At 70.6% G+C, this 25556-nt stretch carries 28 protein-coding genes; 15 read left to right on the top strand and 13 right to left on the bottom strand.

Annotated features, from left to right (window positions below; translation table 11 throughout):
- Nucleotides 1-5: 5 nt before the first annotated feature.
- Entirely contained in the window at nt 6-1502 is a 1497-nt protein-coding gene (locus tag OG331_RS42780) for an LVIVD repeat-containing protein (RefSeq protein WP_406207296.1), read from the top strand.
- On the opposite strand, the gene OG331_RS42785 is transcribed toward OG331_RS42780, so the two are convergent.
- The 6 genes from OG331_RS42785 to OG331_RS42810 all read right to left on the bottom strand — a co-directional run bounded on the left by OG331_RS42785 (nt 1490) and on the right by OG331_RS42810 (nt 6047).
- Nucleotides 1490-2176, bottom strand: coding sequence for a helix-turn-helix domain-containing protein (locus tag OG331_RS42785; RefSeq protein ID WP_328883385.1), 687 nt, complete (start codon nt 2174-2176; stop codon nt 1490-1492). The two genes, OG331_RS42780 and OG331_RS42785, sit on opposite strands and share 13 nt — an antisense overlap.
- Nucleotides 2177-2330: 154 nt before the next feature.
- Entirely contained in the window at nt 2331-3062 is a 732-nt protein-coding gene (locus OG331_RS42790) for an HAD family hydrolase (RefSeq protein WP_406207300.1), read from the bottom strand.
- A 10-nt stretch (nt 3063-3072) separates the two neighbouring features.
- On the bottom strand, nt 3073-3603 hold the full coding sequence (locus OG331_RS42795) for a hypothetical protein (RefSeq protein ID WP_406207303.1): 531 nt from the start codon (nt 3601-3603) through the stop codon (nt 3073-3075).
- Nucleotides 3591-4262, bottom strand: coding sequence for a phosphatase PAP2 family protein (locus OG331_RS42800; RefSeq protein WP_406207306.1), 672 nt, complete (start codon nt 4260-4262; stop codon nt 3591-3593). Before OG331_RS42800 ends, OG331_RS42795 begins: the two co-directional genes overlap by 13 nt.
- Nucleotides 4263-4413: 151 nt before the next feature.
- Nucleotides 4414-5349: a M56 family metallopeptidase gene (locus tag OG331_RS42805; protein WP_406207309.1), complete on the bottom strand. Its 936-nt coding sequence runs from the start codon at nt 5347-5349 to the stop codon at nt 4414-4416.
- 134 nt (nt 5350-5483) lie between these two features.
- Entirely contained in the window at nt 5484-6047 is a 564-nt protein-coding gene (locus OG331_RS42810; protein WP_406210678.1) for a DUF5134 domain-containing protein, read from the bottom strand.
- Between the two features lie 178 nt (nt 6048-6225).
- Here OG331_RS42810 and OG331_RS42815 point away from each other — a divergent pair, with 178 nt between their 5' ends.
- On the top strand, nt 6226-7722 hold the full coding sequence (locus OG331_RS42815) for an FUSC family protein (protein WP_406207311.1): 1497 nt from the start codon (nt 6226-6228) through the stop codon (nt 7720-7722).
- Nucleotides 7719-8255 carry a MarR family winged helix-turn-helix transcriptional regulator gene (locus OG331_RS42820; protein WP_406207314.1) on the top strand — a complete coding sequence of 179 codons (537 nt, stop codon included), beginning with the start codon at nt 7719-7721 and terminating at the stop codon, nt 8253-8255. The genes OG331_RS42815 and OG331_RS42820 overlap by 4 nt, the downstream gene beginning before the upstream one ends.
- Before the next feature lie 36 nt (nt 8256-8291).
- Here the strand turns inward: OG331_RS42820 and OG331_RS42825 are convergent, their stop codons facing one another.
- Nucleotides 8292-9056 (bottom strand): VOC family protein, encoded by a 765-nt coding sequence (locus tag OG331_RS42825; RefSeq protein WP_406207317.1) that lies wholly within the window; start codon nt 9054-9056, stop codon nt 8292-8294.
- A 232-nt stretch (nt 9057-9288) separates the two neighbouring features.
- Between OG331_RS42825 and OG331_RS42830 the strand changes: the two genes are divergently transcribed.
- The gene (locus OG331_RS42830) at nt 9289-9990 is read left to right on the top strand and encodes an N-acetyltransferase (protein WP_406207319.1); all 702 of its coding nucleotides are present in this window, start codon (nt 9289-9291) and stop codon (nt 9988-9990) included.
- On the opposite strand, the gene OG331_RS42835 is transcribed toward OG331_RS42830, so the two are convergent.
- Nucleotides 9987-10379: a VOC family protein gene (locus OG331_RS42835; protein WP_406207322.1), complete on the bottom strand. Its 393-nt coding sequence runs from the start codon at nt 10377-10379 to the stop codon at nt 9987-9989. The genes OG331_RS42830 and OG331_RS42835 overlap by 4 nt on opposite strands.
- A gap of 71 nt (nt 10380-10450) precedes the next feature.
- On the opposite strand from OG331_RS42835, the gene OG331_RS42840 reads away from it, so the two are divergent.
- Complete coding sequence (locus OG331_RS42840) at nt 10451-10993, top strand: GNAT family N-acetyltransferase (RefSeq protein ID WP_406207325.1); 543 nt, start codon at nt 10451-10453, stop codon at nt 10991-10993.
- A 108-nt stretch (nt 10994-11101) separates the two neighbouring features.
- On the opposite strand, the gene OG331_RS42845 is transcribed toward OG331_RS42840, so the two are convergent.
- Entirely contained in the window at nt 11102-11785 is a 684-nt protein-coding gene (locus OG331_RS42845; RefSeq protein WP_328883396.1) for a glycerophosphodiester phosphodiesterase family protein, read from the bottom strand.
- 396 nt (nt 11786-12181) lie between these two features.
- On the opposite strand from OG331_RS42845, the gene OG331_RS42850 reads away from it, so the two are divergent.
- Genes OG331_RS42850 through OG331_RS42860 form a run of 3 tightly spaced genes read left to right on the top strand, consistent with a single transcriptional unit; the run spans nt 12182 to nt 15440 of the window.
- Nucleotides 12182-13579, top strand: a complete 1398-nt coding sequence (locus tag OG331_RS42850; RefSeq protein WP_406207328.1) for a DUF6421 family protein — start codon at nt 12182-12184, stop codon at nt 13577-13579.
- A gap of 44 nt (nt 13580-13623) precedes the next feature.
- Nucleotides 13624-14373: an SDR family NAD(P)-dependent oxidoreductase gene (locus tag OG331_RS42855; protein ID WP_406210681.1), complete on the top strand. Its 750-nt coding sequence runs from the start codon at nt 13624-13626 to the stop codon at nt 14371-14373.
- A complete protein-coding gene (locus tag OG331_RS42860) occupies nt 14370-15440 on the top strand; it encodes a threonine aldolase family protein (protein WP_406207330.1) in 1071 nt (356 codons plus the stop codon). Before OG331_RS42855 ends, OG331_RS42860 begins: the two co-directional genes overlap by 4 nt.
- Before the next feature lie 23 nt (nt 15441-15463).
- On the opposite strand, the gene OG331_RS42865 is transcribed toward OG331_RS42860, so the two are convergent.
- A complete protein-coding gene (locus OG331_RS42865) occupies nt 15464-16831 on the bottom strand; it encodes a hypothetical protein (protein WP_406207333.1) in 1368 nt (455 codons plus the stop codon).
- 195 nt (nt 16832-17026) lie between these two features.
- On the opposite strand from OG331_RS42865, the gene OG331_RS42870 reads away from it, so the two are divergent.
- Nucleotides 17027-17599, top strand: coding sequence for a transglutaminase domain-containing protein (locus OG331_RS42870; protein ID WP_406207336.1), 573 nt, complete (start codon nt 17027-17029; stop codon nt 17597-17599).
- Nucleotides 17600-17619: 20 nt separating this feature from the next.
- A complete protein-coding gene (locus tag OG331_RS42875) occupies nt 17620-18306 on the top strand; it encodes a B3/4 domain-containing protein (protein ID WP_406207339.1) in 687 nt (228 codons plus the stop codon).
- Between the two features lie 127 nt (nt 18307-18433).
- Here the strand turns inward: OG331_RS42875 and OG331_RS42880 are convergent, their stop codons facing one another.
- Complete coding sequence (locus OG331_RS42880) at nt 18434-19162, bottom strand: lysophospholipid acyltransferase family protein (RefSeq protein ID WP_328883402.1); 729 nt, start codon at nt 19160-19162, stop codon at nt 18434-18436.
- 188 nt (nt 19163-19350) lie between these two features.
- Complete coding sequence (locus OG331_RS42885) at nt 19351-19767, bottom strand: DUF4395 domain-containing protein (RefSeq protein ID WP_406207343.1); 417 nt, start codon at nt 19765-19767, stop codon at nt 19351-19353.
- A 76-nt stretch (nt 19768-19843) separates the two neighbouring features.
- Between OG331_RS42885 and OG331_RS42890 the strand changes: the two genes are divergently transcribed.
- The 4 genes from OG331_RS42890 to OG331_RS42905 all read left to right on the top strand — a co-directional run bounded on the left by OG331_RS42890 (nt 19844) and on the right by OG331_RS42905 (nt 23044).
- Nucleotides 19844-20257 carry a thioredoxin family protein gene (locus OG331_RS42890; protein ID WP_406210684.1) on the top strand — a complete coding sequence of 138 codons (414 nt, stop codon included), beginning with the start codon at nt 19844-19846 and terminating at the stop codon, nt 20255-20257.
- Between the two features lie 209 nt (nt 20258-20466).
- The gene (locus OG331_RS42895; protein ID WP_406207346.1) at nt 20467-20976 is read left to right on the top strand and encodes a flavin reductase family protein; all 510 of its coding nucleotides are present in this window, start codon (nt 20467-20469) and stop codon (nt 20974-20976) included.
- A 242-nt stretch (nt 20977-21218) separates the two neighbouring features.
- On the top strand, nt 21219-22007 hold the full coding sequence (locus OG331_RS42900) for an electron transfer flavoprotein subunit beta/FixA family protein (protein ID WP_406207348.1): 789 nt from the start codon (nt 21219-21221) through the stop codon (nt 22005-22007).
- A 74-nt stretch (nt 22008-22081) separates the two neighbouring features.
- Nucleotides 22082-23044 (top strand): electron transfer flavoprotein subunit alpha/FixB family protein, encoded by a 963-nt coding sequence (locus OG331_RS42905; protein ID WP_406207351.1) that lies wholly within the window; start codon nt 22082-22084, stop codon nt 23042-23044.
- A gap of 62 nt (nt 23045-23106) precedes the next feature.
- Here the strand turns inward: OG331_RS42905 and OG331_RS42910 are convergent, their stop codons facing one another.
- Nucleotides 23107-24018: an endonuclease/exonuclease/phosphatase family protein gene (locus OG331_RS42910; RefSeq protein WP_406207354.1), complete on the bottom strand. Its 912-nt coding sequence runs from the start codon at nt 24016-24018 to the stop codon at nt 23107-23109.
- Nucleotides 24019-24223: 205 nt separating this feature from the next.
- Here OG331_RS42910 and OG331_RS42915 point away from each other — a divergent pair, with 205 nt between their 5' ends.
- Complete coding sequence (locus OG331_RS42915) at nt 24224-25528, top strand: DUF6986 family protein (RefSeq protein ID WP_406207357.1); 1305 nt, start codon at nt 24224-24226, stop codon at nt 25526-25528.
- Nucleotides 25529-25556 lie beyond the last annotated feature (28 nt).

Genomic DNA, 25556 nt, shown 5'->3' on the forward strand with positions numbered 1-25556 from the left:
AAACAGTGATCCTGTTCGGCAATCCCCGAACCCGACGCAGACGCCTGGCAGGTGCCGCTGCGGCTGCCGGGCTCCTGGCCGCGTTGCTCACCGCGCAACCGGCCGGCGCGACCCCCGACCCGGGGGACGGCCCCGTCGTGGAGAAGGAGGTCTCCGAGAGCACCCGGGCCGAGGTGCGCGAGGCCCTCGCGGACGGCGAGATACCCGGTCAGCACGAGATCGTCCACTCCGACAACATCCAGCACCTGGCCCACGTCCCCAAGGACGCGCTGCTGGGCACCAACTCGGACATCGCCTTCCAGGGCAATTACGCCTTCGCCGGCAACTACGACGGCTTCAACGTCTTCGATATCAGCAATCCGAAGGCACCCAGGGCCATCGCCCAGGTTCTGTGCCCCGGCTCGCAGAACGACGTCTCCGTCTCCGGTGACCTGCTGTTCCTGTCCACCGACTCCTCGCGCAGCGACAGCAGTTGCAACAGCACCACCCAGCCCGCGACCGAGAAGTCCTCGTGGGAGGGCATGAAGGTCTTCGACATCAGCGACAAGAGGAACCCCGAGTACGTCGCCGCCGTCGAGACCGCCTGCGGCTCCCACACCCACACGCTGGTGCCCGAGCGCAGGAACGTGTACGTCTACGTCTCCTCGTACTCGCCCGACGCCGGCTACCCCGACTGCCGGCCCCCGCACGACGGCATCTCCATCATCAAGGTGCCGCGCCACGCACCCGAGAAGGCGGCGGTCGTCGGCTTCCCGGTGCTCTTCCCCGGTGAGGGTCCGGACGGTGGCGGCAACCCGGGTCCGCCCGGCGGCGTCCGCAAGACCACCGGCTGCCACGACATCACGGTGCTGCCCTCGAAGGACCTGGCCGCCGGCGCCTGCATGGGCGACGGCATCCTGCTGTCCATCAAGGACCCGGAGCGCCCGAAGGTCATCGACCAGGTCCGGGACGACGTGAACTTCGCGTTCTGGCACTCGGCGACCTTCAACCAGAAGGCGAACAAGGTCGTGTTCACCGACGAGTTGGGCGGCGGCGGCGCGGCCACCTGCAACGCGGAGATCGGCCCGGACCGCGGCGCCGACGGCATCTACGACATCGTCGGCAAGGGCGACAAGCGCAAGCTCGTCTTCCGCAGTTACTTCAAGATCCCCCGCCACCAGGCGGACACCGAGAACTGCGTCGCCCACAACGGCTCGCTGATCCCGGTCAAGGGGCGCGACATCATGGTCCAGGCCTGGTACCAGGGCGGCGTCTCCGTCTGGGAGTTCACCGACTCGGACCACCCGAAGGAGATCGCCTACTTCGACCGCGGCCCGCTGACCACGGACACGATCAAGTCGGGCGGCTCGTGGTCGGCTTACTACTACAACGGCTACATCTACTCCAACGAGTACGCCCGAGGCTTCGACGTCCTGAAGATCGACGACCGCCGCACGGCCCCGGCCCGCTGGGTGCACATGCGCGAACTCAACGTCCAGACTCAGCCGGACTACTTCGACTGACCCTCAGGGCAGCCGGGTGCGGACCCGGTCGCGAAGAACCGCGACAGATCCGTGTCGCACGTCCCGCCGGGCACGGCCCCCGAGTCCGGCGGGACTCCCAGCCCCCGGTCCAGCCCGTAACGCTTGAACAACTCGGCCCGCAGCACCGGCACGGGCATCGGCACCCCGGGCACCAACGCCGCGTAGACGGCGCCCATGAGCAGCGCGCGCAGCATCGGGTAGTCGGAGTCCGCGTCCGGTGAGCCGTACCGTACGCAGGTGTCCCGCAGCAGTTCGGCCAGCCGCCGCTGCTCCGGGCACTGCACGAAACCCTCGGCCTGGAGGATCCCCGCCATGTGCTGGCGCATCAGCACGGGCCGGTCCCGGGCCAGGCCCAGGATCGCGTCGACGGCCCTGGCCATCCGCTCCCGCCCGTCCTCGGTGTGCGGCTCACGCTCCAGCGCCTCCTCCAGCGTGCGGTGCATCAGCCGGTGCACGGCGGACTGCACCAGTTGGCGTTTTCCGGGGAAGTAGTACGACACCAGGCCGCGCGCCGAGCCCGCCCGGTCCGCGATGTCACCCAGCGTGGTGGCGTCGTAGCCGCGCTCGCTGACCAGCTCCACCGCCGCCTGCAGAAGCCGCTCCCGGGAACGCCGCCGCAACTCTTCATTGACCGAGGCGCTGCGCGGGGACATGCTGGACTCCTGCGTTGACTGGCTGCCAGCCAACTATACTCAACGCGTCCGGTCCGGCCCGTACAGGGCCTGGTCGGGGTTGCCGTCTGCCCTGGGCGACGCGGGGGATCGTCCAGGGCGGACCCGACCCCTGGATCGGGATGGTGGCCGGAGGCTACTTGTTCGCCCGAAATCCCGAACTGTTGGCCCGCGGGGTCGCCCCCACGAGATCCAGCACCGGCCGCAGCGCGTCCGGCCGCCGGTCGGCCGGCAGATGGTCCACGAAGTGCACCGCGCAGCCCAGCGCCGCCGCACCGCCGTCGGCCCGCCGGTTGTCGCCGACCATGACGACGTCGCGCGGATCGGCGTCCAGCGCCGCGCAGGCCGCCTCGAACAGGCGGGGGTCGGGCTTCTGGATGCCGTGCTCGTACGACAGCACGTACGTGTCGACATACGGATCGAGACCGTGCTCCCGGAACACCGGCCGCAGATCCCAGCCGATGTTGCTCACCACCCCGACGCGGACGCCGCGCTCGCGCAGCCCCCGCAGCACGTCGGCGGCATCCGGGTACGGGCCCCATGCGGCCGGTGCCATGTGGCGGTCGTAGAGCAGGTCGTGCAACCGGTCGTCGGGGAGCGGGACATGCCGGGAGAGCGCGGTGTAGGCCGCCCGGTGCAGCTCCGCGCTCTTGTCCCGCACGCCCCAGACACTCGCGACGTCCTCGGGCAGCCAGGACGGATCGACCCCGCCCGGCAGGGCGCCCATGGCCTCCAACGCCTGCGCGGCCTCGACCAACTCCTCCTCGGCGAGCTCCACCTGGGCCTCGGTGAGCGCTCCGCGCAGCCAGGACTCGGTGGACTCGACACGGAAGAGGGTTCCGGAGAAATCGAACAGAACTGCGGTCATGGAGCGGATCCTACGGGGCCAGATTCCACTGCTCGGGAAGATTGCCGCCACAGAACACACAGACGAAGTCGTCCTCGCGGACGATGGCGCGTTCACCGCACCCCTCGCAGCGCCGGAACACCACCGCGTGCGTGAACCCGCCGGGATGCCCGACGCCGGCCCGGTCCAGGGCCCGGGCGACCGCCGTCCAGGAGTCGAGGTCGGGGCAGTAGCCGGTGGACTGGTTGCTGATCTCCACGGCGGTTCCGCAGCCCGTGTCGGGCTCGAAGAGCATCTCGCCGGCGGCCAGGACGTCCCTGCCCGCGGCGCACGCCACGTGCTCGCTCCGGCGGGCGGCGAGCCGCAGCCATCCGTCCGTGCCGACGACGTACGTGAAGGGTTCGGCCCGCTCGGCCGGTGAGCACTCCGCGAGCCAGGCACCCAGGTCGGCGGCCGACCGCACGACCCGGCCCTCGGAATCCGGCCGGACGGTGGCGTACAACTCGGCCGGCCCCACATAGCCGTAGGGCCGTTCCGGCTCCGGTGCCCTCACACCTGCCACCGCATGTGCACCCGCACCGCCAGCACCACGACCAGCGCGCCCAGCAGCCAGCCGCCGACGACGTCCGTGGGCCAGTGGACGCCCAGCCACACCCGGGTCAGCCCGACGCCGGCCACGGAGATCGCGGTCACGGCGACGGCCGTACGCCACAGGGCGCGGCCGGCGCCGTAGCGGTGCACGAGCCACAGCAGGAGGCCACAGACCACCGTGGCCGTCATGGCGTGGCCGGAGGGATAGGCGGCGTAGTGGGCCGAGTCGACGGGGTCGGGCCAGACGGGGCGCGGGCGGTCGACCAGGGCCTTGAGGGCCTGCTGGACCAGTGTGGCGAGCGCACAGCTGACCACCAGCCATACGGCCGTCCAGCGCGCGGCTCTGCGCCACACCAGCCAGATCGCGACCGCGAACGTCAGCAGGCGCATCGTCCACGGATCCCAGACCCAGTCCGTCAGGATGCGGAACGCGTGGGTGACGCCGCTCTCGTCGACCGCCCAGCGGTGCGTCGTCCGCGCGACGTCGCTGTCCAGGCTCATCAGCGGGTGCCACCGCAGCGCGACCAGGGCGAGCAGCAGCGCGGAGCCCACGGCCAGGGCACCGGCCCAGCTGACGGTCCTGCGCTCGGCCGGCGGGCGGGGCGGGGATTCGACGGACTGGGTGTGCATGGTGCGATCCTCGCCGACGGATGGGGCGAGAGGCCAATGCAGGGGATGCATTTGCGACGCCCGCCACAGGAGTACCGGGCCGTCCCGGTCCATACCGGGCGGCCCCGGGGCCTACCCCCGGACGGATCCGGGTACCCGTCAGCCGCCCCGGCTATCCCAGCGCGCGCAGTCCCGGCACGAACGCCACCAGTACCGGAACCACCGGCACCAGCGCGGCAGCCGCCGTCAGCCGGAGCCGTCGGCCTGGCGTGAGCCGGTCCGGGGGAGTCAGCAGCCGGTGCACCCGCTGCGGCACCTGCGCCCGATCGGCCGGGGAGCGGCCGAACACGCCCCGGTCCTCGTTGAGTTCGACCAGGGCGAGAGCCGTCGTCAGCCGGCCGAAGCGGCGGGACGCCATGTCGTCGGCGGCGAGTTCGACCAGCCGGTGCATCTCGTCACGGAACGCGGCGAACACCGGCACCTGCGGAAACCCGACCGCCAGCGCACCCGAGCAGTGCAGCAGCCAGTCGTGCCGGGCCTGTGCGTGCCCCTGCTCATGGGCGAGGACGGCGTCCAGTTGCCGCCCCTTCAGGCGGCGCAGCGCGGCGGTGGTGACGACGAGCCGGGGCGCCGCACCGTGCAGCCACCAGGCGTCCGAACGCTCGCCCTCCAGGATCATCAGGCGGTCGTTCCCGGTCGTCTCGCCGGGCAACAGCGGGGCGTGCACGAGGAGTTCGGTCCGTCGCCGCCGACGCCGGGCACGCGCGTGTGCGACCTCGCGCACCAGCATCGCCACGGTCCACAGCCCACCGCACGCGAGCGTCACCGCGGTCGTCGCCGCCCACGGACCGCCCACCCCGAACGCGTACGCCTCCACCACGGCACTCGGCGCAGGGGCGAAGACATGGCCGCGCACCGCCTGCCACGCGGCCGCCGCACTGAGCGTCATCGACAGGGCACAGCACAGGAGAACGGCCGCCACCACGCACTGCCACACCCACAGCGCGACCACCGGTTCACGGTCCGGCCAGTCGGCCCGGGCGAGCATCCGAGGGGCGACCACGGCGGTCAGGGCGCCGAGCAGCAACAGTGCCGCGGGGACCATCATGGGCAGCACCCTATGAGCGCCGCACGGCTCAGGGGTACGGCCCGCAGCGGCAAGTGACACAGACCACGGACGCGCCACTGCCCGAGAGCCGGCGGCACTTCAAAGAATCAGTGGCTTTCGGAGAGTCAGGGCTTTCAGAGAGCGAGCAGCATGGCCACCATGGCGATCCCCATCGACAGCCGGCACGCGCGCGCCAGCTCCGGCCGGTCGCCCCATCCGACCCCTTCACCCCCACCCCCGCCCCCGCCACCGGCGGCGACGGCCACGGGCACCAACCGGACGCCCGACAGCAGCACGTAGCCCGTGAAGTACAAGAGCAGAACGCCCGTCAGGAGCGGGATGCCGAAATCGCCGTGCCCGCCGTGCCGGCCGGGTGAGGCGGCCATCGCGACCGCCATGTAGACCATGGCCGACGCCCCCACCAGGTGGTGCAGATGGTGGGCGTTGGCCCGTACCGACCACAGGGCCTGCAGGGCCGCAGCGCCGAACACGGCCGCGTAGAGGGGCCAGGCCCACGACGGCGGCGTGAACACCGCGGCAGGCACCGCCATCGCGGCCATCCCGAAGCCCATCAGCGCCTCGCCGCCCGCGGCCCGACGCTGCTCCTCGACATGGCTGCGCATCCGCAGCAGACAGTAGGCCCCGGTCGCCGCGCACAGCGCGACCAGCAGCCAGCCGTGCGAAGCCGGTCCGTGCACGCGCACCTCCCGCTCGACGGTGTCGGACAGTCCGTCGATGCCCCGGACGTCCGGCGCGCATGCGAGCGCAAGGGTGTACGCGGGGAGCATTCGGCGGAGCGCGGCAGGTCGTCGGGCATGACACGTCCCACATCAATCCATGTCTTTTACCAGTAAAACACTTGCTAAGGTGATGGACATGAAACTGGTGATGGGCATGAGCAGCCGCCATCCGCTCGTCGGCGTGCTGCGTCTCGGCCGGCCGTCGGACATCTGGTTCAAGCCCGCCCTGAGCGTGGTCGTCGCCGTCGCCCCGCCCAACATCGCCCTGCTGCTCCTCGGTCGGCTGGACCTGGCGATGTACACGATGGCCGGATCCCTGTGCGCGCTCTATGCCCACAACCGCCCCTACGCCGCCCGGGCCCGCGCCCTGGCATGGGTCGCGCTCGGCATGCTCGGCGGCCTGGCCACGGCGCTGGTCGCTGCCTCGCTCACCACCAGTGCCGTCGTGCTGGTCACCGTGGGCGCGGTACTGGCCGCCGTGCAGAAGATGCTGTGCGACGCGACCCGTATCGGTCCGCCTGGCAACGTGGTGCTCACCTTCATCAGCTCCGCCGCCCTGTTCGCCCCGCAGTCCCTCGACCGCATCCCCGGCCATGTCGGTCTTGCCGCCACGGCCGCCGCCTGGGCCTGGCTCGTCGGCATGGCACCCGGCCTGCTGCGACCGCACGGCCCGGAGCGCCGGGCCACCGCGGCGGCCCTGCACGCGGCTGCCGCGTACGTCGAGACGGGCGGCACCGGGGGGACAGGCGCGACGAGCAGCCCGAGCAGCCCGGACGACCGTCGCACCCGTACCCACACCACCGCAGCCGCCGCCGTGCACGCCGCCTGTCAGGCGCTGCACTCCGCGGGCCGCCCTGGCCCCGCCGTTGGCACGCGCCGCGCCCTCGAACGCCTCGTGGTCCGCGCCGAGATCGCCCTCGCCGCGCCCGGCGACGCCGACCCTGTACTGCTGCGCACCTGGGCCCGGCAGGTGCGCGGCAACCGGCCCGTGCCGGAGCTCGACGACCTCACCGGCAGCGGGGCCGAACTCGCCTCGCCCACCGCGCCGTTGTGGCGCCGCCTCGCCCCCCTGACCCCGCTCGCCGTACGCACCGCCCTCGGCTGCGCCCTCGCCGGATACGCCTCGCTCGCCCTGGGGATCGGCCGCCCCTACTGGGCCCTGGTCACCGCGGCCTGCCTGTATCAGGCCAACCTCACCCTCACCTGGGGCCGCGGCGTCCAGCGCGTCATCGGCAACCTGCTGGGCGTCCTCCTCTTCGCCGCGCTCGTCCCGCTCGCCCACACCGGCGAGGTCGCCCTCGTCCTGTGCTGCCTCGCCCTCAACTTCGGCGCCGAGGCGCTGATCAGCCGCAACTACTGGCTCGGCAGCGTCTGCGTGACCCCGATGGCACTGCTCATCACCGAGTTCGCCGGGTTCCAGGAGCCCGGGCGGCTGATCACCGAGCGGGTCGTGGACACCTTGGTCGGCGCCCTGGTCGGCCTCGTCGCCGCGGTGGCCGTACCGGACCGGCGGTGGCAGCGGGTCGTGCGCGCCGGGCGGAGCGGACCCCGTACGCTCGCGGCCACGGGGCGTAGCCAGGGACCGCGCCCGGACCAGCGCACAGGCGACACGACGGAGGGCGTACGGCCATGACGGCGACGAACGGCGGGCCGACCGGGACGAGACGGGACACGGTGGCCGCCGTGGTCCGGCAGTGGAGAAGCGTCCACCCCGACCTCGACACCGCCCCGATGGAGATCATCGGCCGCATCAACCGCTGTGCCGCCCTCCTCCAGCAGGCCGAGGACGCCCCCCTGCGCCGGGCGGGCCTCAGCCGCCCCGAGTTCGACCTGCTCGGCGCGCTGCGCCGCACCGGCCACGAACTGACCCCCAGCGAACTCGCCCGGGAGACCTTCTCCTCGGGCGCCGCCGTCACCAAGCGCCTCAAGCAGCTGACCGAGCGCGGTCTGGTGGAGCGCCGCGGCGACACCCGCGACCGTCGTGTCGCCCATGTCCGCCTCACCGACACGGGCCGCGACCTGGTCGACGGCATCCTGCCCGAACAGCTCGCGTACGAGAGGGCGGTACTGTCCGGCGTGGACCCGCAGGGGCAGGACGAACTGGCCGCTCTGCTCAGTGAGTTGCTTGGCCGGCTGGAGGGACAGTTGGGGGCGCTGCGCGGCTGACCCGATCGGGGGCGGTGTCAACGCCCGCCAGTCGCGTCACTTCTCGTCAGCCGCGCGGTACACGCCGAACACTGCTCCCTGGGGGTCCCGCAGTACGGCGATCCGCGGTCCGTCGGGGACGGAGGTGGGCTCCATGAGAACGGTGCCGCCCGCCTCGGTCGCGTCCGCCGCCTTGCCGTCCACGTCCACCACGGCGAAGTACGGCAGCCAGTGCGCGGGCACCTCGTGCGGGAACTTGTCGTCCATCGTCAGCATGCCGCCGAAGTCGTCGCCGTCGATGCCCCACTGCGTGTAGTGCTCCGAGGCGTTGACGCTCCAGCCGAACACCGTCGTGTAGAACTCCACGGCCCGTTCGGGCGCCCGGGTCAGCAGTTCCACCCAGCCCAGCGCGCCGGGGGCGCTGAGCAGCCCCGCGCCGGGGAACGACCGGGCCTGCCAGAGCTGGAAGACCGCACCCGTCGGGTCCACGGCCACGGCGAAGCGGCCCACGTCGAACACGTCCATCGGGCCGACCAGCACCGTGCCGCCGGCCTCCGTCACCTGCGCGGCGGCGGCGTCCGCGTCCTGCACCGCGAACGACACGTTCCACGCCACCGGCTGCCCCTCCTGGTACAGCGGCGTCAGCGCGGCAACCGCCGCGTCCCCGAGGTGCGCGACGGTGTAGCCGCCGGCCTCCTGACGCGGATCGGTCTCGGCGCGCCAGCCGAACAACGCCGCGTAGAACTTCTTGGCCGCGGCCACGTCGCTGGTCCCGAGCTCGGTCCAGCAGGGCCCACCGGTCACCGGCTTGTCGAGCTTCACAGCGCGCTCCTCCCGCAGAGAGCCCCCTCCAGCACGCTAAGCCCCTCCCAGGGCCCCGGCCATCCGGCGGAATTCCACTGGAGCCCGGGATCAACATGCATGTCGCCGCGGTCGTCCCCGGCGTCTGCGTGAACACCGTGCTCAGCGCTCTGGAGCGGCAACCGGACGAGTACATCGCCGACCCCTGGTCGGCCGGCGCCTGACCCTGGTCGCCGAGCAGCGCGAGCACGTCGTGGCCGCCGCCCATCTGCTGCGCTACCGGGCGGACGACGAGGTGGGCGTCGCTTACCGGGACATCGGCGAGATCGACTGGTTCGTGTGCCGCCCGCCGGCCTCGTTCTGGCCGGACTCCGACGAGGCCGCCGCCCTGCTGATGAACGCCTGCCTGGCCCAGCCGGCCCGCTGGAACGTACGCGTCCGGTACGCGGGCGGCGAGCTCCCGGCCCCGGCCGTCTACGGCCTGCCCCGCACCTGGCCGCACATCCGCGCCCTCCATGAGCGCGCGGGCTTCCGGTACGTCGGCGACACCGAGGTGATCCTGATCGCGCACGTGGCCGACCTGCCGGCCCACGAGCCGCGGCCGGGCGAGACCGTCGATCCCACCCTGGGGGAGTGCGGCACGCGCTTCACGGCGTACGCCGACGGGCACGCCCTCGGCTTCATCGAGGTCGACACGTCCCTGTCCCGCCCCGAACGCCGCGCGCGCGGCACGGGCCTCGCCGACATCGGCAACCTGCACACCGACCCGACGACGTACGGCGAGGGCCTGGAACACCGGCTGCTCGGTGAGGCAGCCGACTGGCTGCGGCTGTGCGGAGTGGACCGGCTCCTCGCCTACGAACGGGCCACCGACGTCACGGTGATCGACCGCCTGACCTCGGCCGGCTTCCGGGAACTGACCCGCACCGACCGAGGCTGGGAACACCGGCCCTAGATTCCGGGCCGGTACCGCAGCGGATGATCCGCGGGCACCTCCACCAGCACGATCCGCGTCCCGTCCGGATCGGCGATCCACATCTCGATGAGCCCCCAAGGCTCCTTCACCGGCGGCCGGACGATCTCGACGCCCTTGCCCAGTAGTTCGTCCTGCGCCGCCGCCACGTCCTCGACCTGCAGCCACAGCCGGACGGCCGGGGACGGCGGGGACTCGGAACGGCCGGAGACCTCCAGGAAGCCGCCGCCGAGGAAGTAGACGGTGCCGCGCTCCGGCCCCGTTCCGAACTCGCGATGGATGGCCAGGCCCAGCTGCTCGCCGTAGAAGACACGGGAGCGCTCGGGGTCGGTGGGGTGAAGCAGGGTCCGTCCGCTCAGTACGTGCACCATGCAGCGGGATCCTAGCGGCGCGTTACCCTCAGCGGTGCCCGAGTCGTGCCCGAGAAGTGGAGGAGCACCCCATGGACCCCACCGCGACCGCCGCCGACGGACTCACCTTCCGTGACGCCACCGACGCCGACGTGGACGCGCTGGTCGCGCTGATCGAGTCCGCCTACCGCGGGGACGCCAGCCGGGCCGGATGGACGAACGAGGCGGACATCCTCGAAGGCCGGCGGACCGACCAGGAGAGCGTGCTGGCGGTCATCAAGTCGTCGGACAGCCGGCTGCTCACCGTCGAGCGGGACGGGCAGCTCGTGGCCTGCTGCCAGCTGGAACACCGTGACGACCACGCCTACTTCGGGATGTTCGCGGTGAGCCCCGCACTCCAGGGCGCCGGCCTCGGCAAGGTGATCATCGCGGAGGCCGAGCGGCAGGCCCGCGCGACCTGGGGTGTCACCGAGATGCACATGACCGTGATCTCCGTACGGAACGACCTGATCGCCTGGTACGAGCGGCGCGGCTACCGCCGTACGGGACGGATGACCCCGTACCCGTACGGCAACGAGTGCTTCGGCCGGCGCGCCGACCTGCAGTTCGAGCTGCTGGTCAAGGAGCTTGCCTGACCGTCACGGTGGCGGCAGCGCCCTCAAGGGGGGCGGGGAACTGCGCGACCGGCCACGACGGGCCGCAGACGATCGACGGCCCTGTCGCGGCACGACCCGGCGGAGTGCTTACGCCGTGAAACGGCCGGTGCGCTTGATCTCCGGGTAGTCGGTGGTCGCACCGTCCAGTTCCAGGGCCCGTACGAGACGCAGATGGTCCTGGGTGTTCACCACCCAGCCGATGATCCTGAGGTCCGCCTTGCGGGCGTGCTCCACGACCTCCAGGGTGAGCCGGCGGATGTTGAGGCAGACCGTCGCCGCGCCGGCCTCGACGGCACGGTCCACGATGTCGGTGCCGTAGCGGCTGGCGATCAGCGCGGTCCGTACGCCGGGTACGAGACGGGCGATCTCGGCAACGGCGTCGTCGTGGAACGAGGACACCTCGACCCGGGCGACCAGGTCGCGCTTGGTCATCACCTCGGCGAGCGCCCGAGCCGCCGCGACGTCCTTGATCTCGGCCTGCAGCGGCGACTTCACGGCGTCGAGGACCTCTTCGAAGACCGGGACGCGCTCGCCGCGGCCCGCGTCCAGGGCGCGCAGCTCGGCGAGGGTCTTGTCGGCGATCGCGCCGGTGCCGTCGGTCGTGCGGTCCACGTCGGTGTCGTGCATGACGACGAGGGCGCCGTCCTTGCTCAGGTGGAGATCGAGTTCGATGACGTCGAGGCCGGCCTGCTGGGCGGCGACGAACGAACGGAGGGTGTTCTCGGGTTCGACACCCATGACTCCGCGATGACCGATGGTAAGGAAGTTCAAGGTTCAACTCGCTTCCGTCGACGGCGGCTCGGCGTGCGCGCGAACCGGAGCGGACTGTTCGCGCGGCAGATCCGCAGCCTAGTGGCCCCGGCGCGTGATGAACCCCACGTGTACGCAGGGTTTGCGGCAGTGGACATGTCGCACCTGGATCGCACCCCTCCGCATCGTCACTCTGCCGTGGGCGAGTCCCGCAGGGATTGACCTGCCGCCGTGGACCGCCTGTTCATCCCTGGCATGCCCGCGCACGGACGGGGTATGCGCCGTCTGGATGGCCAACAGCAAAAGTTGCGGTGACCATGGGGGTTCACAGGATAATTTCCCGACTCTTCACTTGCTCGGAGGAACCTCGTGTGTATACGGTCTCCATACGCGAGGTTCTCCCGTGGAGGATGGAAAATGACGGAAATTCTTGTGCAGACGGCTACGGAGGAGCAGGTTCCTCCTGCGACCAGGGTGGTGGAGCACCCGGCGTGGCCCGTGCTCAAGGATGCCGTGGAGCAGATCCGGCCATGGCAGTCCAAGGACGGGTCGATCGACTTCGAGGCCGAGGGTGCGCCCGAGCGCACGGACGCCGAGGCCGCCGTACGGCGTGTCGTGGACGCGGTGCTGGAGCTCTCCCCGCTGCTGCCGCACGACGCCGCCTACCACGAGGCCCTCGTGAAGGACCTGCGCCGCTGGGCCGAGGCCGGCTTCCAGGTGCCCGACTTCCTCGACTCGCTGCTGGCCTTCCAGCCGGCCGCGAGCCGCGCGGACGGCCTCCAGCACCTCGTCGTCTTCGCGATGTACACGCAGAACGGCAACCCCGACCGCAACCTCGAAGCGGTCGTGCTGCGCATGGTCTGGCCGGACTGGCTGGCCCAGCTGGAGCGCACCCGCTACGACAACGCGCTGTTCTGCGGCATCAAGTTCGAGGACTTCACCGCGGGCTACGACACCAACTCCGCCGTGCTCTTCCCCGAGACGATCGCCGTACGTGAGGCCCCGGAGCGCTTCACCTGGGGCGGCATCTTCTGCGACCGCGAGGCCGCCCGCTTCCGCCGCGTCACCGACGCCGCAGTCGACATCCTGGGCCTCGACCTGCCCGAGGACATCGCCGCGATGGTCCACGACCAGAAGCGCTGCGAGGAGGCCTTCGTCCTGTGGGACATGGTCCACGACCGGACCCACAGCCACGGCGACCTGCCGTTCGACCCGTTCATGATCAAGCAGCGCCAGCCGTTCTGGATGTACGGCCTGGAAGAGCTGCGCTGTGACCTCACCGCCTTCAAGGAGGCCGTGAAGCTTCAGGCCGACGGCGTCCCGCAGGCCCGTGACGTGCAGTACGCGGTGCTGCTCGACCGCATGTTCCGCTTCCCGGTCACCGGCGAGAGGGTGCGCAACTACGACGGCCTCGGCGGCCAGCTCCTCTTCGCCTATCTGCACAAGCACGACGTGGTCCGCTGGACCGACAACAAGCTGTTCATCGACTGGCAGCGCGCCCCGCAGGTCACGAACCAGCTGTGCGCCGAGATCGAGACGCTGTACCGCGACGGCATCGACCGCCCCAAGCTCGTCCACTGGTTCGCCGGCTACGAGCTCGTCTCCGCCTACCTTTCCCCGCACCCGGGATCCAAGTGGGCCAAGGGTCCCGACGCCCTGGACCTGAGCCTGCCGCCGCGCAAGCTCGTCGATGACGTGCTTCCGGACGAGTTTCCGCTGAGCATGTTCTATGAGGCACTGTCCAAGAAACTCAAGAACGTGATCGCCTCCACCAAGGGCATCACGGCGGACAGCGCAGAGCGGATCGCCGCGTGAGCGACCGCAGCACCGAGAACACAGCTCAGCAGGAGGCGAAGAAGATGGCGGGGAACGGAGCTCTCAGCGGTGCAGTGATCGCGGTGGCCGGCGCGGGCGGACCCGCCGGGCAGGCGGCGCTGCTGCGACTGGCCGAGGCGGGCGCGACCGTCATCGGCTCGGACAACGACCCGGAGCGGCTCGCCGAGGCCGTGGACGCGGCGAGCTACGCGCACGGCGGCGCCACCGTCGTCGGGGACACGGTCGACCTGCTCGACCGTGAGGCCACCCGCGAGTGGGCGGACCGCATCGAGAAGGACTTCGGCCGTGTCGACGGTCTGGTCCATCTCGTCGGCGGCTGGCGCGGCAGCGAGACCTTCATCAAGACGAGTCTCGACGACTGGGACTTCCTGGAACTGCTGCTGATCCGCACCGTGCAGCACACCTCGCTGGCGTTCTTCGAGGGCCTCCAGCGCAGCGAGCTGGGACGGTATGTACTGATCAGCGCCGCCGGTGCGTCGAAGCCGAGCGCGGGCAACGCCTCGTACGCCGCCGCCAAGGCCGCCGCCGAGGCCTGGACGCTCGCGCTGGCCGACGCCTTCCGCAAGGCCGGGGGCCCCGAGGGTCCGACCTCCGCGGCTGCCATCCTGGTGGTGAAGGCGCTGGTGCACGACGCGATGCGCGCCGACCGCCCCAACGCGAAGTTCGCGGGCTTCACGGACGTCAAGGACCTGGCCGATGCCGTCGTCGGCGTCTGGGACAAGCCCGCCGCCGAAGTGAACGGAAAGCGCCTGTGGCTGACCGAGAAGCCGTGAACCCTCCGAAGACCGACGCCCGTCGCCACCACGACCCGGACGTCCGCGGCTTCGCCAGTGACAACTACGCCGGTGCCCACCCGGAGGTGCTCGCCGCCCTGGCCCTGGCCAACGGCGGGCACCAGGTCGCGTACGGCGAGGACGACTACACCGAGAACTTCCAGCGGATCGTCCGCAGCCACTTCGGCGCCACCGCCGAGGCGTTCCCGGTGTTCAACGGCACCGGCGCCAACGTCGTCGCGCTCCAGGCGGTCACCGACCGCTGGGGTGCGGTGATCTGCGCCGAGAGCGCGCACATCCACGTGGACGAGGGCGGGGCGCCGGAGCGGATGGGTGGCCTCAAGCTGCTCACCGTGCCCACGCCCGACGGCAAGCTCACCCCCGAGCTGATCGACCGGCAGGCGTACGGCTGGGAGGACGAGCACCGGGCGATGCCCCAGGTCGTCTCGATCACCCAGAGCACCGAACTCGGCACGCTCTACACGCCGGACGAGATCCGCGCGATCTGCGAGCACGCCCACGCGCACGGCATGAAGGTGCACCTGGACGGCTCCCGGATAGCCAACGCGGCCGCCTCTCTGAACGTGCCCATGCGGACGTTCACGAACGCCGTCGGCGTCGACATCCTCTCCCTCGGCGGCACCAAGAACGGCGCCCTGTTCGGCGAGGCGGTCGTCGTCCTCAACCAGGACGCCGTCAGCCACATGAAGCACCTGCGCAAGCTGTCCATGCAGCTCGCCTCCAAGATGCGCTTCGTGTCGGTGCAGTTGGAGGCTCTGCTCGCCAAGGACCTCTGGCTGCGCAACGCCCGGCACGCCAACGAGATGGCCCAGCGCCTCGCCGAGGGCGTCCGCGCCGTGCACGGCGTCGAGATCCTCTACCCCGTGCAGGCCAACGGCGTCTTCGCCAAGCTCCCGCACGACGTGAGCGAGCGCCTTCAGAAGAGGTTCCGGTTCTACTTCTGGGACGAGGCGGCCGGCGTCGTGCGCTGGATGTGCGCGTTCGACACCACCGAGGACGACGTGGACGCGTTCGTGGCGGCGCTGAAGGAGGAGATGGCCCGCTAGGCCTTCTCCTCCCTCGGCACCGATCAGCCGTTGACGACGATCGCGGCGCTGTTGTTGCGCAGGTTCGGGTCGAACTTCCTGATGGACAGCTCCGGATCGTCGTTGAGGGTTTCGACGGTGGTGCGTGCCCCGCGCACCACCCGGTCGATCCGGAGCCGCACCTCAAAGCTGTGGGACGCCTTGTCGTGCAGGTGGATCGGCGTCCGGCAGAAGTAGGTCTCCACGGGAGACCCCTCCTCGGGCGGCTCCGGGGTCGAGCAGTCCTCCGGCAGGCCTACGACGGTCGTCCCCTCCGGCGCCTGGAACCGCACGGTGGCGACGGCCGCGCCCACGCCCAGCGACGCCACCCATGCCGGGCCGCGGTTGTGAACGGTGACACGCGCGGTCACGGTGTCCCCGACCGCCCCGCGCACCTTGCTGCCGGTGACCTTCAGGTCGGCCGTGTTCCTGGCGTCGAGGATGACGGTCCGATAGTTGTCCAACAGATCCAGGTCCTCTTCGCCGACGGCGGCCCGCTGCGCCGCCACGGGGCGCAGGTTCAGCTCGTCGCCCGTGCCCGGGGTCCACGTCTCGCTGCCCCGGGCCTCTTCGAGTGCCTCGTCCGAATACGGCAGTACGGAGTGGTCGAACCGCTCGTACAGCGCGTTCCGCCCGACACGGAGGGCGGTCGTCAGGGCGTACCGCTCGCCCGGAGCCACCGCCTCGTCCAGCACGCACAGCGCGAACGTACCGATGGCGTGGTCCCGGTACTCACAGTTGGAGTGCCGTTCCTCGAACCGAAGGCCGTACGACGAGTAGATCGACAGCAGTGTGCGGTCCGCGGTGCGGTTGCCGTTGTTGGCGACCGTCGCCCGTACCTGGGTGTTCGTGCCGGGCGTGAGGTCCCGCTGGTGCGCGGCCTGGCTGAGCCCGAGGTCCGGGCCGTCGCCCAGGGTGATCCGGGTCTCCGCCGGAACTGCCGTCAGGTCCCCGGCGGCGGCCGAGTAGCGCACGTTTCCGGACGCGCTGAGGTCGGCGTCCGGCAGCGCGCGGAGTCCGAGCCGGGCTGCCGCCACGCCGTCGGTCCCCACCGGCATCTGGGGGAAGTCGCAGACCGCCTTGAGGGCCGACTCGGGCACGCAGTTCGCGGGCCACGACACTCGCGCGAACGAGGCGATCTCGCCGACGTCCACGGTCAGTTGGCCGGCCGGCACCCCGTTCCCGGTGTTGTCGTGGGTGACCCCGACGTCGAGGACACGCTCGGACGCCGCGCCGTCCGTGTCGGGGCCCGGCAACACGGTCTCGGACGGCACGCTGATCCACAGCTGATCGGACGCGGCGTGCACGGGCCCGGCCCCGACCGCGGCCAGGGCACAGCCGGCGAGCGCGGCTCCGAGCAGTCGATGCTTCATGAACTCCCCCTTGTTGATGACCGGTCGGTGACGAGACCGGCGGCACGGGGGAGGGGTTGTACCCGCCGGCCTGGTTGCGGCGATGTTCGGCCGTTCTCACGGAGACGGAAGCGGCTTGCCCGCTGAATGTATAGATATGCATTGCATGGAAAGTTGATTGACGATCATCGCGGCTTACGCTTACGCTCAGCTCCCATGCAGATGATCCAGCAAACCGCCGACCTCTCCGCCTACTTGGCTGCTGATGAGGCGATCGACCATCATCATCCAGTCGTTCGTGAGACGGCTGCGAGGCTTGCCAGCGGTGCGGCGGACTCGTATGAATATGCACGAGCGGCGTTCGAGTTCGTACGCGATGTCATCCCGCACTCGCAGGACTCGGGCGATCCCCGCGTCACCTGGCGCGCCTCCGACGTCCTGGTGCAGGGCACCGGCATCTGCTACGCCAAGGCTCATGCGCTGGCCGCGTTGTTGCGGGCCGAGGACATCCCGACGGCGCTGTGCTACCAGAAATTCGAAGTGGTGCACGGTTTGGTCGCCGTGCGGTTCAACGGTGCCTGGCATCGGCAGGATCCTCGGGGCAACAAGCCCGGCGTGGACGCCCAGTTCTCGCTGGACGGCGAACGGCTGGCCTTCGCACCCGATCCGGCGTCCAATGAGATGGACTACCCGGTCCTGTATGCTGCACCGCACCCGGCCGTACTCGATGCCCTCAAGGCCGCCCCTGACCGGGCGTATCTGTGGCAGCACCTGCCCACCGCACTGTGAACCCCGAGACAAGGCGGACCATGACTCTCACCCTGACCGTCTCCGACGAGGTGCGCACCCTGGCACCCGGCTTCACCCACGTGGCGGTCGAGGCGCACGGCCTGGTCAACGGACCCAGTAGCGAGGCGAGTTCCGAGCTCCTCGACGATGCGGCCCGCCGGCTCGCCGTACGCCTGGACGGGCGTGCTCCGCACGAGGACCCGCACATGGCGGCCTGGCGCGAGGTCTACACGGCGTTCGGGTCGAAGCCGTCCCGGACCCGCAACTCCGCGGAGGCGCTGGCCAAAAGGGCACTGTCGGAGGCGGGACTGCCCCGGATCAACCTGTTGGTGGACGTCTACAACGCCATCAGCGTCGCCCACCTCGTCCCCGTCGGCGGCGAGGACGTCGACCACATCGAGGGCGGCATGCGCCTGGTGCGCGCGACGGGCGAAGAGGACTTCGTGACCGTCGCGGGCGGCGAAGAGGTCGTCGAGCACCCCGACGCGGGCGAGGTTGTGTGGCGCGACGACGCGGGCGTGACCTGCCGCCGCTGGAACTGGCGCCAAGGGCCCCGCACCCGGCTCACCGAGGATTCCGTCTCCGGGATCTTCCTCCTGGAGAGCCTGTCGCCCATGCCGGTCGCCGAAGCCGAGCAGGCAGCGGCCGAACTCGCCGAGCTCCTGCAGAAGTTCAGCCCGGGAGCGCACATCTCCGTGCACCGCTGAAGGGCAGTGCAGCAGCGCCTCAAAGGGCGCGGGACTGTACCGACATGCGGTTCCCCGCGTGGGCGCGATCGGTCACGCCGGTGGCGCAGGCGATCGACGGTTCATCGAGGCGCCCGGAGCGGAGCGCCTAGCGTGCTTCGGCCTCGCGAACCTGCTCCGGCGTAGGTGCCGTGCCGCCGAGGTGGGCCGGCATCCACCAGGTGTCGTCCGAGTCCTTCGGGCGTACGGGGTAGGCGCGCTGGGCGGCCTCCAGCAGCTCCTGGACGCGCTCGCGCAACTGGCGGGTGATCGCGCCCGCGTACTTGTCCTTGGAGGCCTCGATCGCTTCGCCGACCCGGATGGTGATCGGGGTGTGGCTGCGCTTGAAGTTGCGCGGGTGGCCCTTGGTCCACAGGCGCTGTGTGCCCCACACGGCCATCGGGATCAGCGGCACGCCGGCCTCCTGGGCCATCCGCGCGGCACCCGACTTGAAGCTCTTCAGCGTGAACGACTGCGAGATGGTGGCCTCCGGGAAGACCCCGACGATCTCGCCGGACCGCAGCGACTGCAGTGCGTGGGCGTACGCCGCCTCACCCTGCTTGCGGTCCACCGGGATGTGCTTCATCCCCCGCATCAGCGGACCGGAGATCTTGTGCCGGAACACCGACTCCTTCGCCATGAAGCGCACGAGGCGCTTCTGCGGGAGTGCCGCCAGGCCGTCGAAGACGAAGTCCAGGTAGCTGATGTGGTTGCTCACCAGTACGGCGCCGCCCGAGCGCGGAATGTTCTCCGATCCCTTGCAGTCGATCTTGAGGTCCCACGCCTTGAACAACGCTTGGGCGAGACCGACGACGGGACGGTAGACAAGCTCTGCCATGGACGGGGTGGACCCTTCCTTCTCTGCCTGGGAAGGAGTGCTCCCAGTGGAAAAGTTACGCAGCCGTAGGTTTACGGCTTGTCGCAGATCGTGCCCCAAGAACGGCCGAGGGCCAAGCCCAAGTGCCTGGGAACGGCGAGATCCTCGTCACGTCGACCCGTGATCCACCTCGGGCTTTTGTGCCGTCTTTACTCGGCGCGCACCGTCACTCGCCGCAGCAACAGATACGCCTCGCAGCCCAGGCAGTAGCCGAAGACGGCGTTCAGGAAAGCGGCCGCGAGCGCGGCTCCGGTGGCGGCGAGCCCCAGCCATTCGGGCCCGAGCGTGTACCCGACCAGCCCGAGACCCGCGAAGAGCAGCCCTACCGCCTGGGCGAACCGCGGCGGCTCCGGGGACTCGAACTCGGTCGGCGGTCCGAGCCGCGGCCGTACAGCTGTGCGGAACAGCCATCCGTAAGGCGAACGGCCCACCCCGCCCGCCGCGCCGAGCGCGAACGCCAGGGTCTGCCAGGCCAGCAGCCAGGCGCTCCCGGTGACCAGGACGGCTGCCAGCACCACGGTCGTCACGGCCGCCCCGAAGCGCGGCCCCCTCACATCGATGTCCATGAATCAAGCATTCCGCAACGGACACGCTCCCAGGGGGCGGGAATCTTTGCAGTCTCGTGAACGCTTGAGCAGGGTGATGACCGGACTGGTGGTGTGCGTGGTGGTGCTCGCGGCGGCGAGCGCCTACGGAGTGCTGCAGCGGCGGCGGAGCGGGAGAGTAAGGGTGCGCGGGCGCGATGACGGAAAGCGGCTCGGGGCGGCCGAGTTGGGCGCGGCGCTGGGCGAGCGTGCCACCCTCGTGCAGTTCTCCAGCGCCTTCTGTGCCCCCTGCCGGGCCACCCGGCGCGTGCTCGACGAGGTCGCCGGCATGGTCCCGGGCGTGACCCACGTCGAGATCGACGCCGAGGACCACCTGGACCTCGTACGCCGGTTCGACATCCTCAAGACGCCGACCGTGCTGGTCCTCGACGCCGACGGAAACGTCGTACGGCGGGCCACCGGTCAGCCGCGCAAGGCGGACGTGATCGCGGCGCTGGGCGAAGCGGTCTGAGGGGCTGTGAGGCCGAGGGTGAGCCATCTCCCATATCCCGGAACCCACTTGACTGTGCCTACCACCTATCGTCAGCCTGACCTTATGCCTGAGGAACTCCTTCTTTTTGTACGGGCTCACGTCGATCCGGCCCGCACCGCGAGCGCGCGCTGTCCGGGCTGTTGAGCGCCCACGGATCGCCACGCCTCTCCTCGCAGAAGGACAACTCCATGACGGCCACGTCCGGCCTCGGTACCTCTCGGCTCGCCTCTCCCGATCTGCTCCGCTCCGTCTTCCGGCGGCATGCGGCAGGTGTGGCAGTGATCACCGCCCGCGGTGAGACGGGTCCGGTCGGCTTCACCGCCACCTCTGTCACGTCCGTCTCCGCGGACCCCCCGATGCTCTCCTTCGGCATCGGCACCGGTGCGTCCAGCTGGCCGGCGATAGCCACGACGGAGTACGTCGGCGTCCACGTACTCGGCGAGCACCAGCAGGAGCTCGCCGCCACCTTCGCCCGCAGCGGCGCCGACCGCTTCGGTCCGCCCACGGCCTGGGGCGAGGGTCCCGAAGGTGTCCCCGTCCTCGACGACGTCCTCGCCTGGACGGTGTGCCGGGTGGTGGGACGCGTGCCGGCCGGCGATCACCGCATCGTGCTGGCCGAGGTCGTCCTCGGCGACTCCACGGGTCCCGGGCGTCCTCTTCTGTACCACCAGGGCCGGTTCAACGGCCTGCGTGACTGACCTCACCGCACCGATGTGACGGAACCGGCTGGCCACGGTTCTGCGAAGCCGTCGGTTTCCGATTACGCTGCGTTGCAAAGGTCACAGTTCAAAGCGCTTGCTTAGCGGGAATGAACTGGGTGTACTGACGAGTAATATTTCGCTCGGAGCGCGAGTCGCCCCGAACGGGAACGGCCGCTTGGGGCGCCTATGCTGCCTGCAAGTAGGCAGCAGAGAAATGTCGACGCAGTAGGAGAGCCGGCGTGAGCTTGAGGATCGTTGTCACCGTGAAGTACGTGCCCGACGCCACTGGCGACCGGCACTTCGCCGATGACCTGACCGTCGACCGGGACGACGTGGACGGTCTGCTTTCCGAGCTCGACGAGTACGCGGTCGAGCAGGCGCTGCAGATCTCCGAGAACTCCGACGACGACGTGGAGATCACCGTTCTGACGGTGGGCCCGGAGGACGCCAAGGACGCGCTGCGCAAGGCGCTGTCCATGGGCGCCGACAAGGCGATCCACGTCGAGGACGACGACCTGCACGGCACCGACGCCCTGGGCACCTCGCTGGTGCTGGCCAAGGCGGTCGAGAAGGCCGGCTACGACCTGGTGATCTCCGGCATGGCCTCCACCGACGGCACCATGGGTGTCGTTCCGGCCCTGCTGGCCGAGCGCCTGGGCGTCCCGCAGGTCACCCTGCTGTCCGAGGTCTCCGTCGAGGACGGCACGGTCAAGGGCCGCCGGGACGGCGATGCCGCCTCCGAGCAGCTCGAGGCCTCCCTGCCGGCCGTCGTGTCGGTCACCGACCAGTCGGGCGAGGCGCGCTACCCCTCCTTCAAGGGGATCATGGCCGCCAAGAAGAAGCCGGTTCAGTCCTGGGACCTGTCCGACCTCGACATCGAGGCCGAGGAGGTCGGCCTGGAGGGTGCGTACACCGTCGTGGACGGCGCGGCCGAGCGTCCGGCCCGCACCGCCGGCACGATCGTCAAGGACGAGGGCGAGGGCGGCAAGCAGCTCGCCGAGTTCCTCGCGAGCCAGAAGTTCATCTAAGGGTCCGTCGGCCCGCTGAGGCTCAACACCCCATTCGCCCCTTAAGCCTTCGCAATCCGCAGGAGAGCAATCCCATGGCTGAAGTTCTCGTCTACGTCGACCACGTGGACGGTGCCGTCCGCAAGCCCACCCTGGAGCTGCTGACCCTGGCCCGCCGCGTCGGCGAGCCGGTCGCCGTCGCGCTGGGCAACGGCGCCGCCGACACCGCCGCCACGCTCGCCGAGCACGGCGCGGTCAAGGTCCTCACCCACGAGGCCGCCGAGTACACCGACTACCTGGTCGTCCCGAAGGTCGACGCCCTTCAGGCCGCCGTCGAGGCCGTCTCCCCGGCCGCCGTCCTGGTGCCGTCCTCCGCGGAGGGCAAGGAGATCGCCGCCCGTCTGGCGCTGCGCATCGGCTCCGGCATCATCACCGAGGCCGTCGACATCGAGGCCGGCGACGAGGGCCCGGTGGCCACCCAGTCGGTGTTCGCCGCGTCCTTCACCACCAAGTCCCGTGTCTCCAAGGGCACCCCGGTCATCACGGTCAAGCCGAACTCGGCCGCCGTGGAGGCCGCCCCGGCCGCCGGCGCGGTCGAGGCGCTGTCGGTGTCCTTCTCCGCCCAGGCGACCGGCACCAAGGTCACCGGCCGCACGCCGCGTGAGTCGACCGGTCGTCCGGAGCTGACCGAGGCCGCGATCGTGGTCTCCGGTGGCCGTGGCGTCAACGGCGCGGAGAACTTCGCGATCATCGAGGCCCTCGCCGACTCGCTCGGCGCGGCCGTCGGCGCCTCGCGTGCCGCCGTGGACGCGGGCTGGTACCCGCACACCAACCAGGTCGGCCAGACCGGCAAGTCGGTCTCGCCGCAGCTGTACATCGCCTCCGGCATCTCCGGTGCGATCCAGCACCGCGCCGGTATGCAGACCTCGAAGACGATCGTGGCGATCAACAAGGACGCCGAGGCCCCGATCTTCGACCTGGTCGACTACGGCGTCGTCGGCGACCTCTTCGACGTCGTCCCGACCCTCACCGAGGAGATCAAGACCCGCAAGGGCTGATCCCTGCACGGGCACACCGAGGCCCCCGTGACCGTCCGGCGGTCACGGGGGCCTCGGCCCGTTCAGCCCAGGGTCAGGGACGCCTGCACGGGCAGATGGTCGCTGGGGAACTGGCCGTCGTCGGCGAAGGTGTTGATCGTCGCCCGGTGCGCCGTGACACCGGGCGTGGTCAGGACCCAGTCGATCCGGTCACCGTTCGGCGTCAGCGGCTTGAAGCCGTGGAAGGTCGCGTACAGCGCGCTGCGCTCGCTGGCGGTGTCCCACGTGTCGACGAGACCGGCACCGAGCAGTGTGTCGTACACCGTGTCCTTGTGGGCGGCGACGTTGAAGTCCCCGGTCACCACGACCGGCAGGGAGCGGTCGAAGCCGGCGATCCGCTCGGCGATGAGTGCGGCGCTGCGCTCACGCGCGTACGGGCTCACGTGGTCGAAGTGGGTGTTGAGGACGTAGAACTCCCGTCCGCCGTCGGTCAGATCGCGGAAGCGGACCCAGGTGACCATGCGGGCGAAGGCCGCGCCCCAGGTGTTGGAGCCGATCACGTCGGGGGTCTCGGAGAGCCAGAAGTGGTCGTACTCGGTCGGGCGCAGCCGGTGGGAGTCGTAGAAGATCGCCATGGATTCGTCGCGGCTGCCGTGCAGTCGGCCGGTGCCGACCCAGTCGTAGCGCGGGCCGAGGTCGGAGTCGATGTCGAGCAGCTGGGAGAAGATGCCCTCCTGGGTGCCGAGGACGTGCGGGGCCTCGTGGCGCAGCAGCTCGCGCATCACCGGTCTGCGCACCGTCCAGCTGTTCGGCTCGGTGGTGCTCGCGAAGCGCAGGTTGAACGACATGACCTGGAGGTGCCGGCGGGCGGGTGGGCGCTCGCCCGCCGAGGCGGACGTCGTGGGCAGTGCTGTACTGGACAGGGGTGCGGTGACCGCCGCGGCCAACACGGCCTTCAGACCCAGACGGCGCGTGACTCGGCTGTGGTTCGACACTTCGGGCTCCTTCGGTGGGAACTACCGGACGAGTCGTGCGAGGCGTGCGTATGGAAGTGTGATACCGCGCCCTGAGATGAGCGTGAACATGGCGGGATGGGTGAGTGACTCCCCGTGGACATGGTGTTGACCAGCCGGAAGGTCGCCGGATAACTTCATTCTACGGATTGTTGATTCCGTATCGCGGAAGTCAGGAGGATGTGGGATGGGCCAGGGCCAGCAGGAGAAGGTGGCGACAAGCCTCGCGGGTGCGGTCAGCGAGGAGATCAGCGCCTCCCTCGCGCCGGTCGACGCCGAGCTGGAGCGCCGCTACCCCGGAGACCCCGGCACCCGCCAGCCCGTCCACACCGTCTACGTCCCCGGTGACGTCTTCGCCGCCGACACCATCCGCTCCTGGGGCGACCAGGCCCTCGCGCTCCTCGACGAACACGCCCCGGACGCCGCGTCCTTCGCCGCCGTGCTCGGGCTGCCGGACGAACTCGCCGAGCCCGTGCACGCGCGCGTGCGCGCCAAGCTGGAACGCGAGCCCATCGAGGACCTGCGCGTCGACTTCGAGGACGGCTACGGCCCCCGCCCGGACGCCGAGGAGGACGAGGCGGCCGCCCGCGCGGCACGGCTGATCGCCGAGGCGTACGAGAACGGCACGGCGGCCCCGTACATGGGCATCCGCATGAAGTGCATGGAGGTGCCCGTACGCGACCGGGGCATCCGCACCCTCGACATCTTCCTCACCGGCCTGATGGAGGCCGGCGGCCTGCCCGACGGGCTGGTGCTCACCCTGCCCAAGGTGACGTACCCCGAGCAGGTCACCGCCATGGTGCGGCTCCTGGAGGAGTTCGAGAAGGCGCGCGGGCTCGAGCCCGGCCGGATCGGCTTCGAGATCCAGATCGAGACCAGCCAGTCCATCCTCGCCACCGACGGCACCGCCGCCGTCGCCCGGATGATCCAGGCCGCCGAGGGCCGTGCCACGGGCCTGCACTACGGCACCTTCGACTACAGCGCCTGCCTCGGTGTCTCCGCCGCCTACCAGGCCAGCGACCACCCGGCCGCCGACCACGCCAAGGCGATCATGCAGGTCGCCGCGGCGGGCACCGGCGTACGCGTCTGCGACGGCTCGACGAACGTCCTGCCGGTCGGTCCGACCGCGAAGGTCCACGACGCCTGGCGACTGCACTACGGCCTCACCCGCCGTGCCCTGGCCCGCGCCTACTACCAGGGCTGGGACATGCACCCCGGCCACATCCCGACCCGCTACGCGGCCGTCTTCGCCTTCTACCGCGAGGGCTTCGAGCAGGCGGCGGCCCGCCTCGCCCGGTACGCCAACCGGACCGGCGGCGACGTCATGGACGAACCCGCCACCGCCAAGGCGCTCAGCGGCTACCTGCTGCGCGGCCTGGACTGCGGTGCCCTCGACATCGGCGAGGTCGCCCGGCTGACCGGCCTGACCCGCGCCGACCTGGAGGGCTTCGCGGCGCCCAGGAGGGGCGATTTGACGGCTTCCGCGAAGTAGCGGCCCTGTCACATTCGCAACCGCCGGC

It is taken from the genome of Streptomyces sp. NBC_01017 (assembly GCF_045162795.1).
In the GTDB taxonomy this organism is placed as follows: Bacteria; Actinomycetota; Actinomycetes; order Streptomycetales; family Streptomycetaceae; genus Streptomyces; species Streptomyces machairae.

Bases quoted from the DNA above. Each gene is read 5' to 3' on its own strand.
- OG331_RS42785 (WP_328883385.1), bottom strand. From the start codon at position 2,176: ATGTCCCCGCGCAGCGCCTCGGTCAATGAAGAGTTGCGGCGGCGTTCC.
- OG331_RS42790 (WP_406207300.1), bottom strand. From the start codon at position 3,062: ATGACCGCAGTTCTGTTCGATTTCTCCGGAACCCTCTTCCGTGTCGAG.
- OG331_RS42800 (WP_406207306.1), bottom strand. From the start codon at position 4,262: ATGCACACCCAGTCCGTCGAATCCCCGCCCCGCCCGCCGGCCGAGCGC.
- OG331_RS42805 (WP_406207309.1), bottom strand. From the start codon at position 5,349: ATGATGGTCCCCGCGGCACTGTTGCTGCTCGGCGCCCTGACCGCCGTG.
- OG331_RS42815 (WP_406207311.1), top strand. From the start codon at position 6,226: ATGAAACTGGTGATGGGCATGAGCAGCCGCCATCCGCTCGTCGGCGTG.
- OG331_RS42820 (WP_406207314.1), top strand. From the start codon at position 7,719: ATGACGGCGACGAACGGCGGGCCGACCGGGACGAGACGGGACACGGTG.
- OG331_RS42835 (WP_406207322.1), bottom strand. From the start codon at position 10,379: ATGGTGCACGTACTGAGCGGACGGACCCTGCTTCACCCCACCGACCCC.
- OG331_RS42840 (WP_406207325.1), top strand. From the start codon at position 10,451: ATGGACCCCACCGCGACCGCCGCCGACGGACTCACCTTCCGTGACGCC.
- OG331_RS42850 (WP_406207328.1), top strand. From the start codon at position 12,182: ATGACGGAAATTCTTGTGCAGACGGCTACGGAGGAGCAGGTTCCTCCT.
- OG331_RS42855 (WP_406210681.1), top strand. From the start codon at position 13,624: ATGGCGGGGAACGGAGCTCTCAGCGGTGCAGTGATCGCGGTGGCCGGC.
- OG331_RS42865 (WP_406207333.1), bottom strand. From the start codon at position 16,831: ATGAAGCATCGACTGCTCGGAGCCGCGCTCGCCGGCTGTGCCCTGGCC.
- OG331_RS42870 (WP_406207336.1), top strand. From the start codon at position 17,027: ATGCAGATGATCCAGCAAACCGCCGACCTCTCCGCCTACTTGGCTGCT.
- OG331_RS42875 (WP_406207339.1), top strand. From the start codon at position 17,620: ATGACTCTCACCCTGACCGTCTCCGACGAGGTGCGCACCCTGGCACCC.
- OG331_RS42880 (WP_328883402.1), bottom strand. From the start codon at position 19,162: ATGGCAGAGCTTGTCTACCGTCCCGTCGTCGGTCTCGCCCAAGCGTTG.
- OG331_RS42885 (WP_406207343.1), bottom strand. From the start codon at position 19,767: ATGGACATCGATGTGAGGGGGCCGCGCTTCGGGGCGGCCGTGACGACC.
- OG331_RS42890 (WP_406210684.1), top strand. From the start codon at position 19,844: ATGACCGGACTGGTGGTGTGCGTGGTGGTGCTCGCGGCGGCGAGCGCC.
- OG331_RS42895 (WP_406207346.1), top strand. From the start codon at position 20,467: ATGACGGCCACGTCCGGCCTCGGTACCTCTCGGCTCGCCTCTCCCGAT.
- OG331_RS42905 (WP_406207351.1), top strand. From the start codon at position 22,082: ATGGCTGAAGTTCTCGTCTACGTCGACCACGTGGACGGTGCCGTCCGC.
- OG331_RS42915 (WP_406207357.1), top strand. From the start codon at position 24,224: ATGGGCCAGGGCCAGCAGGAGAAGGTGGCGACAAGCCTCGCGGGTGCG.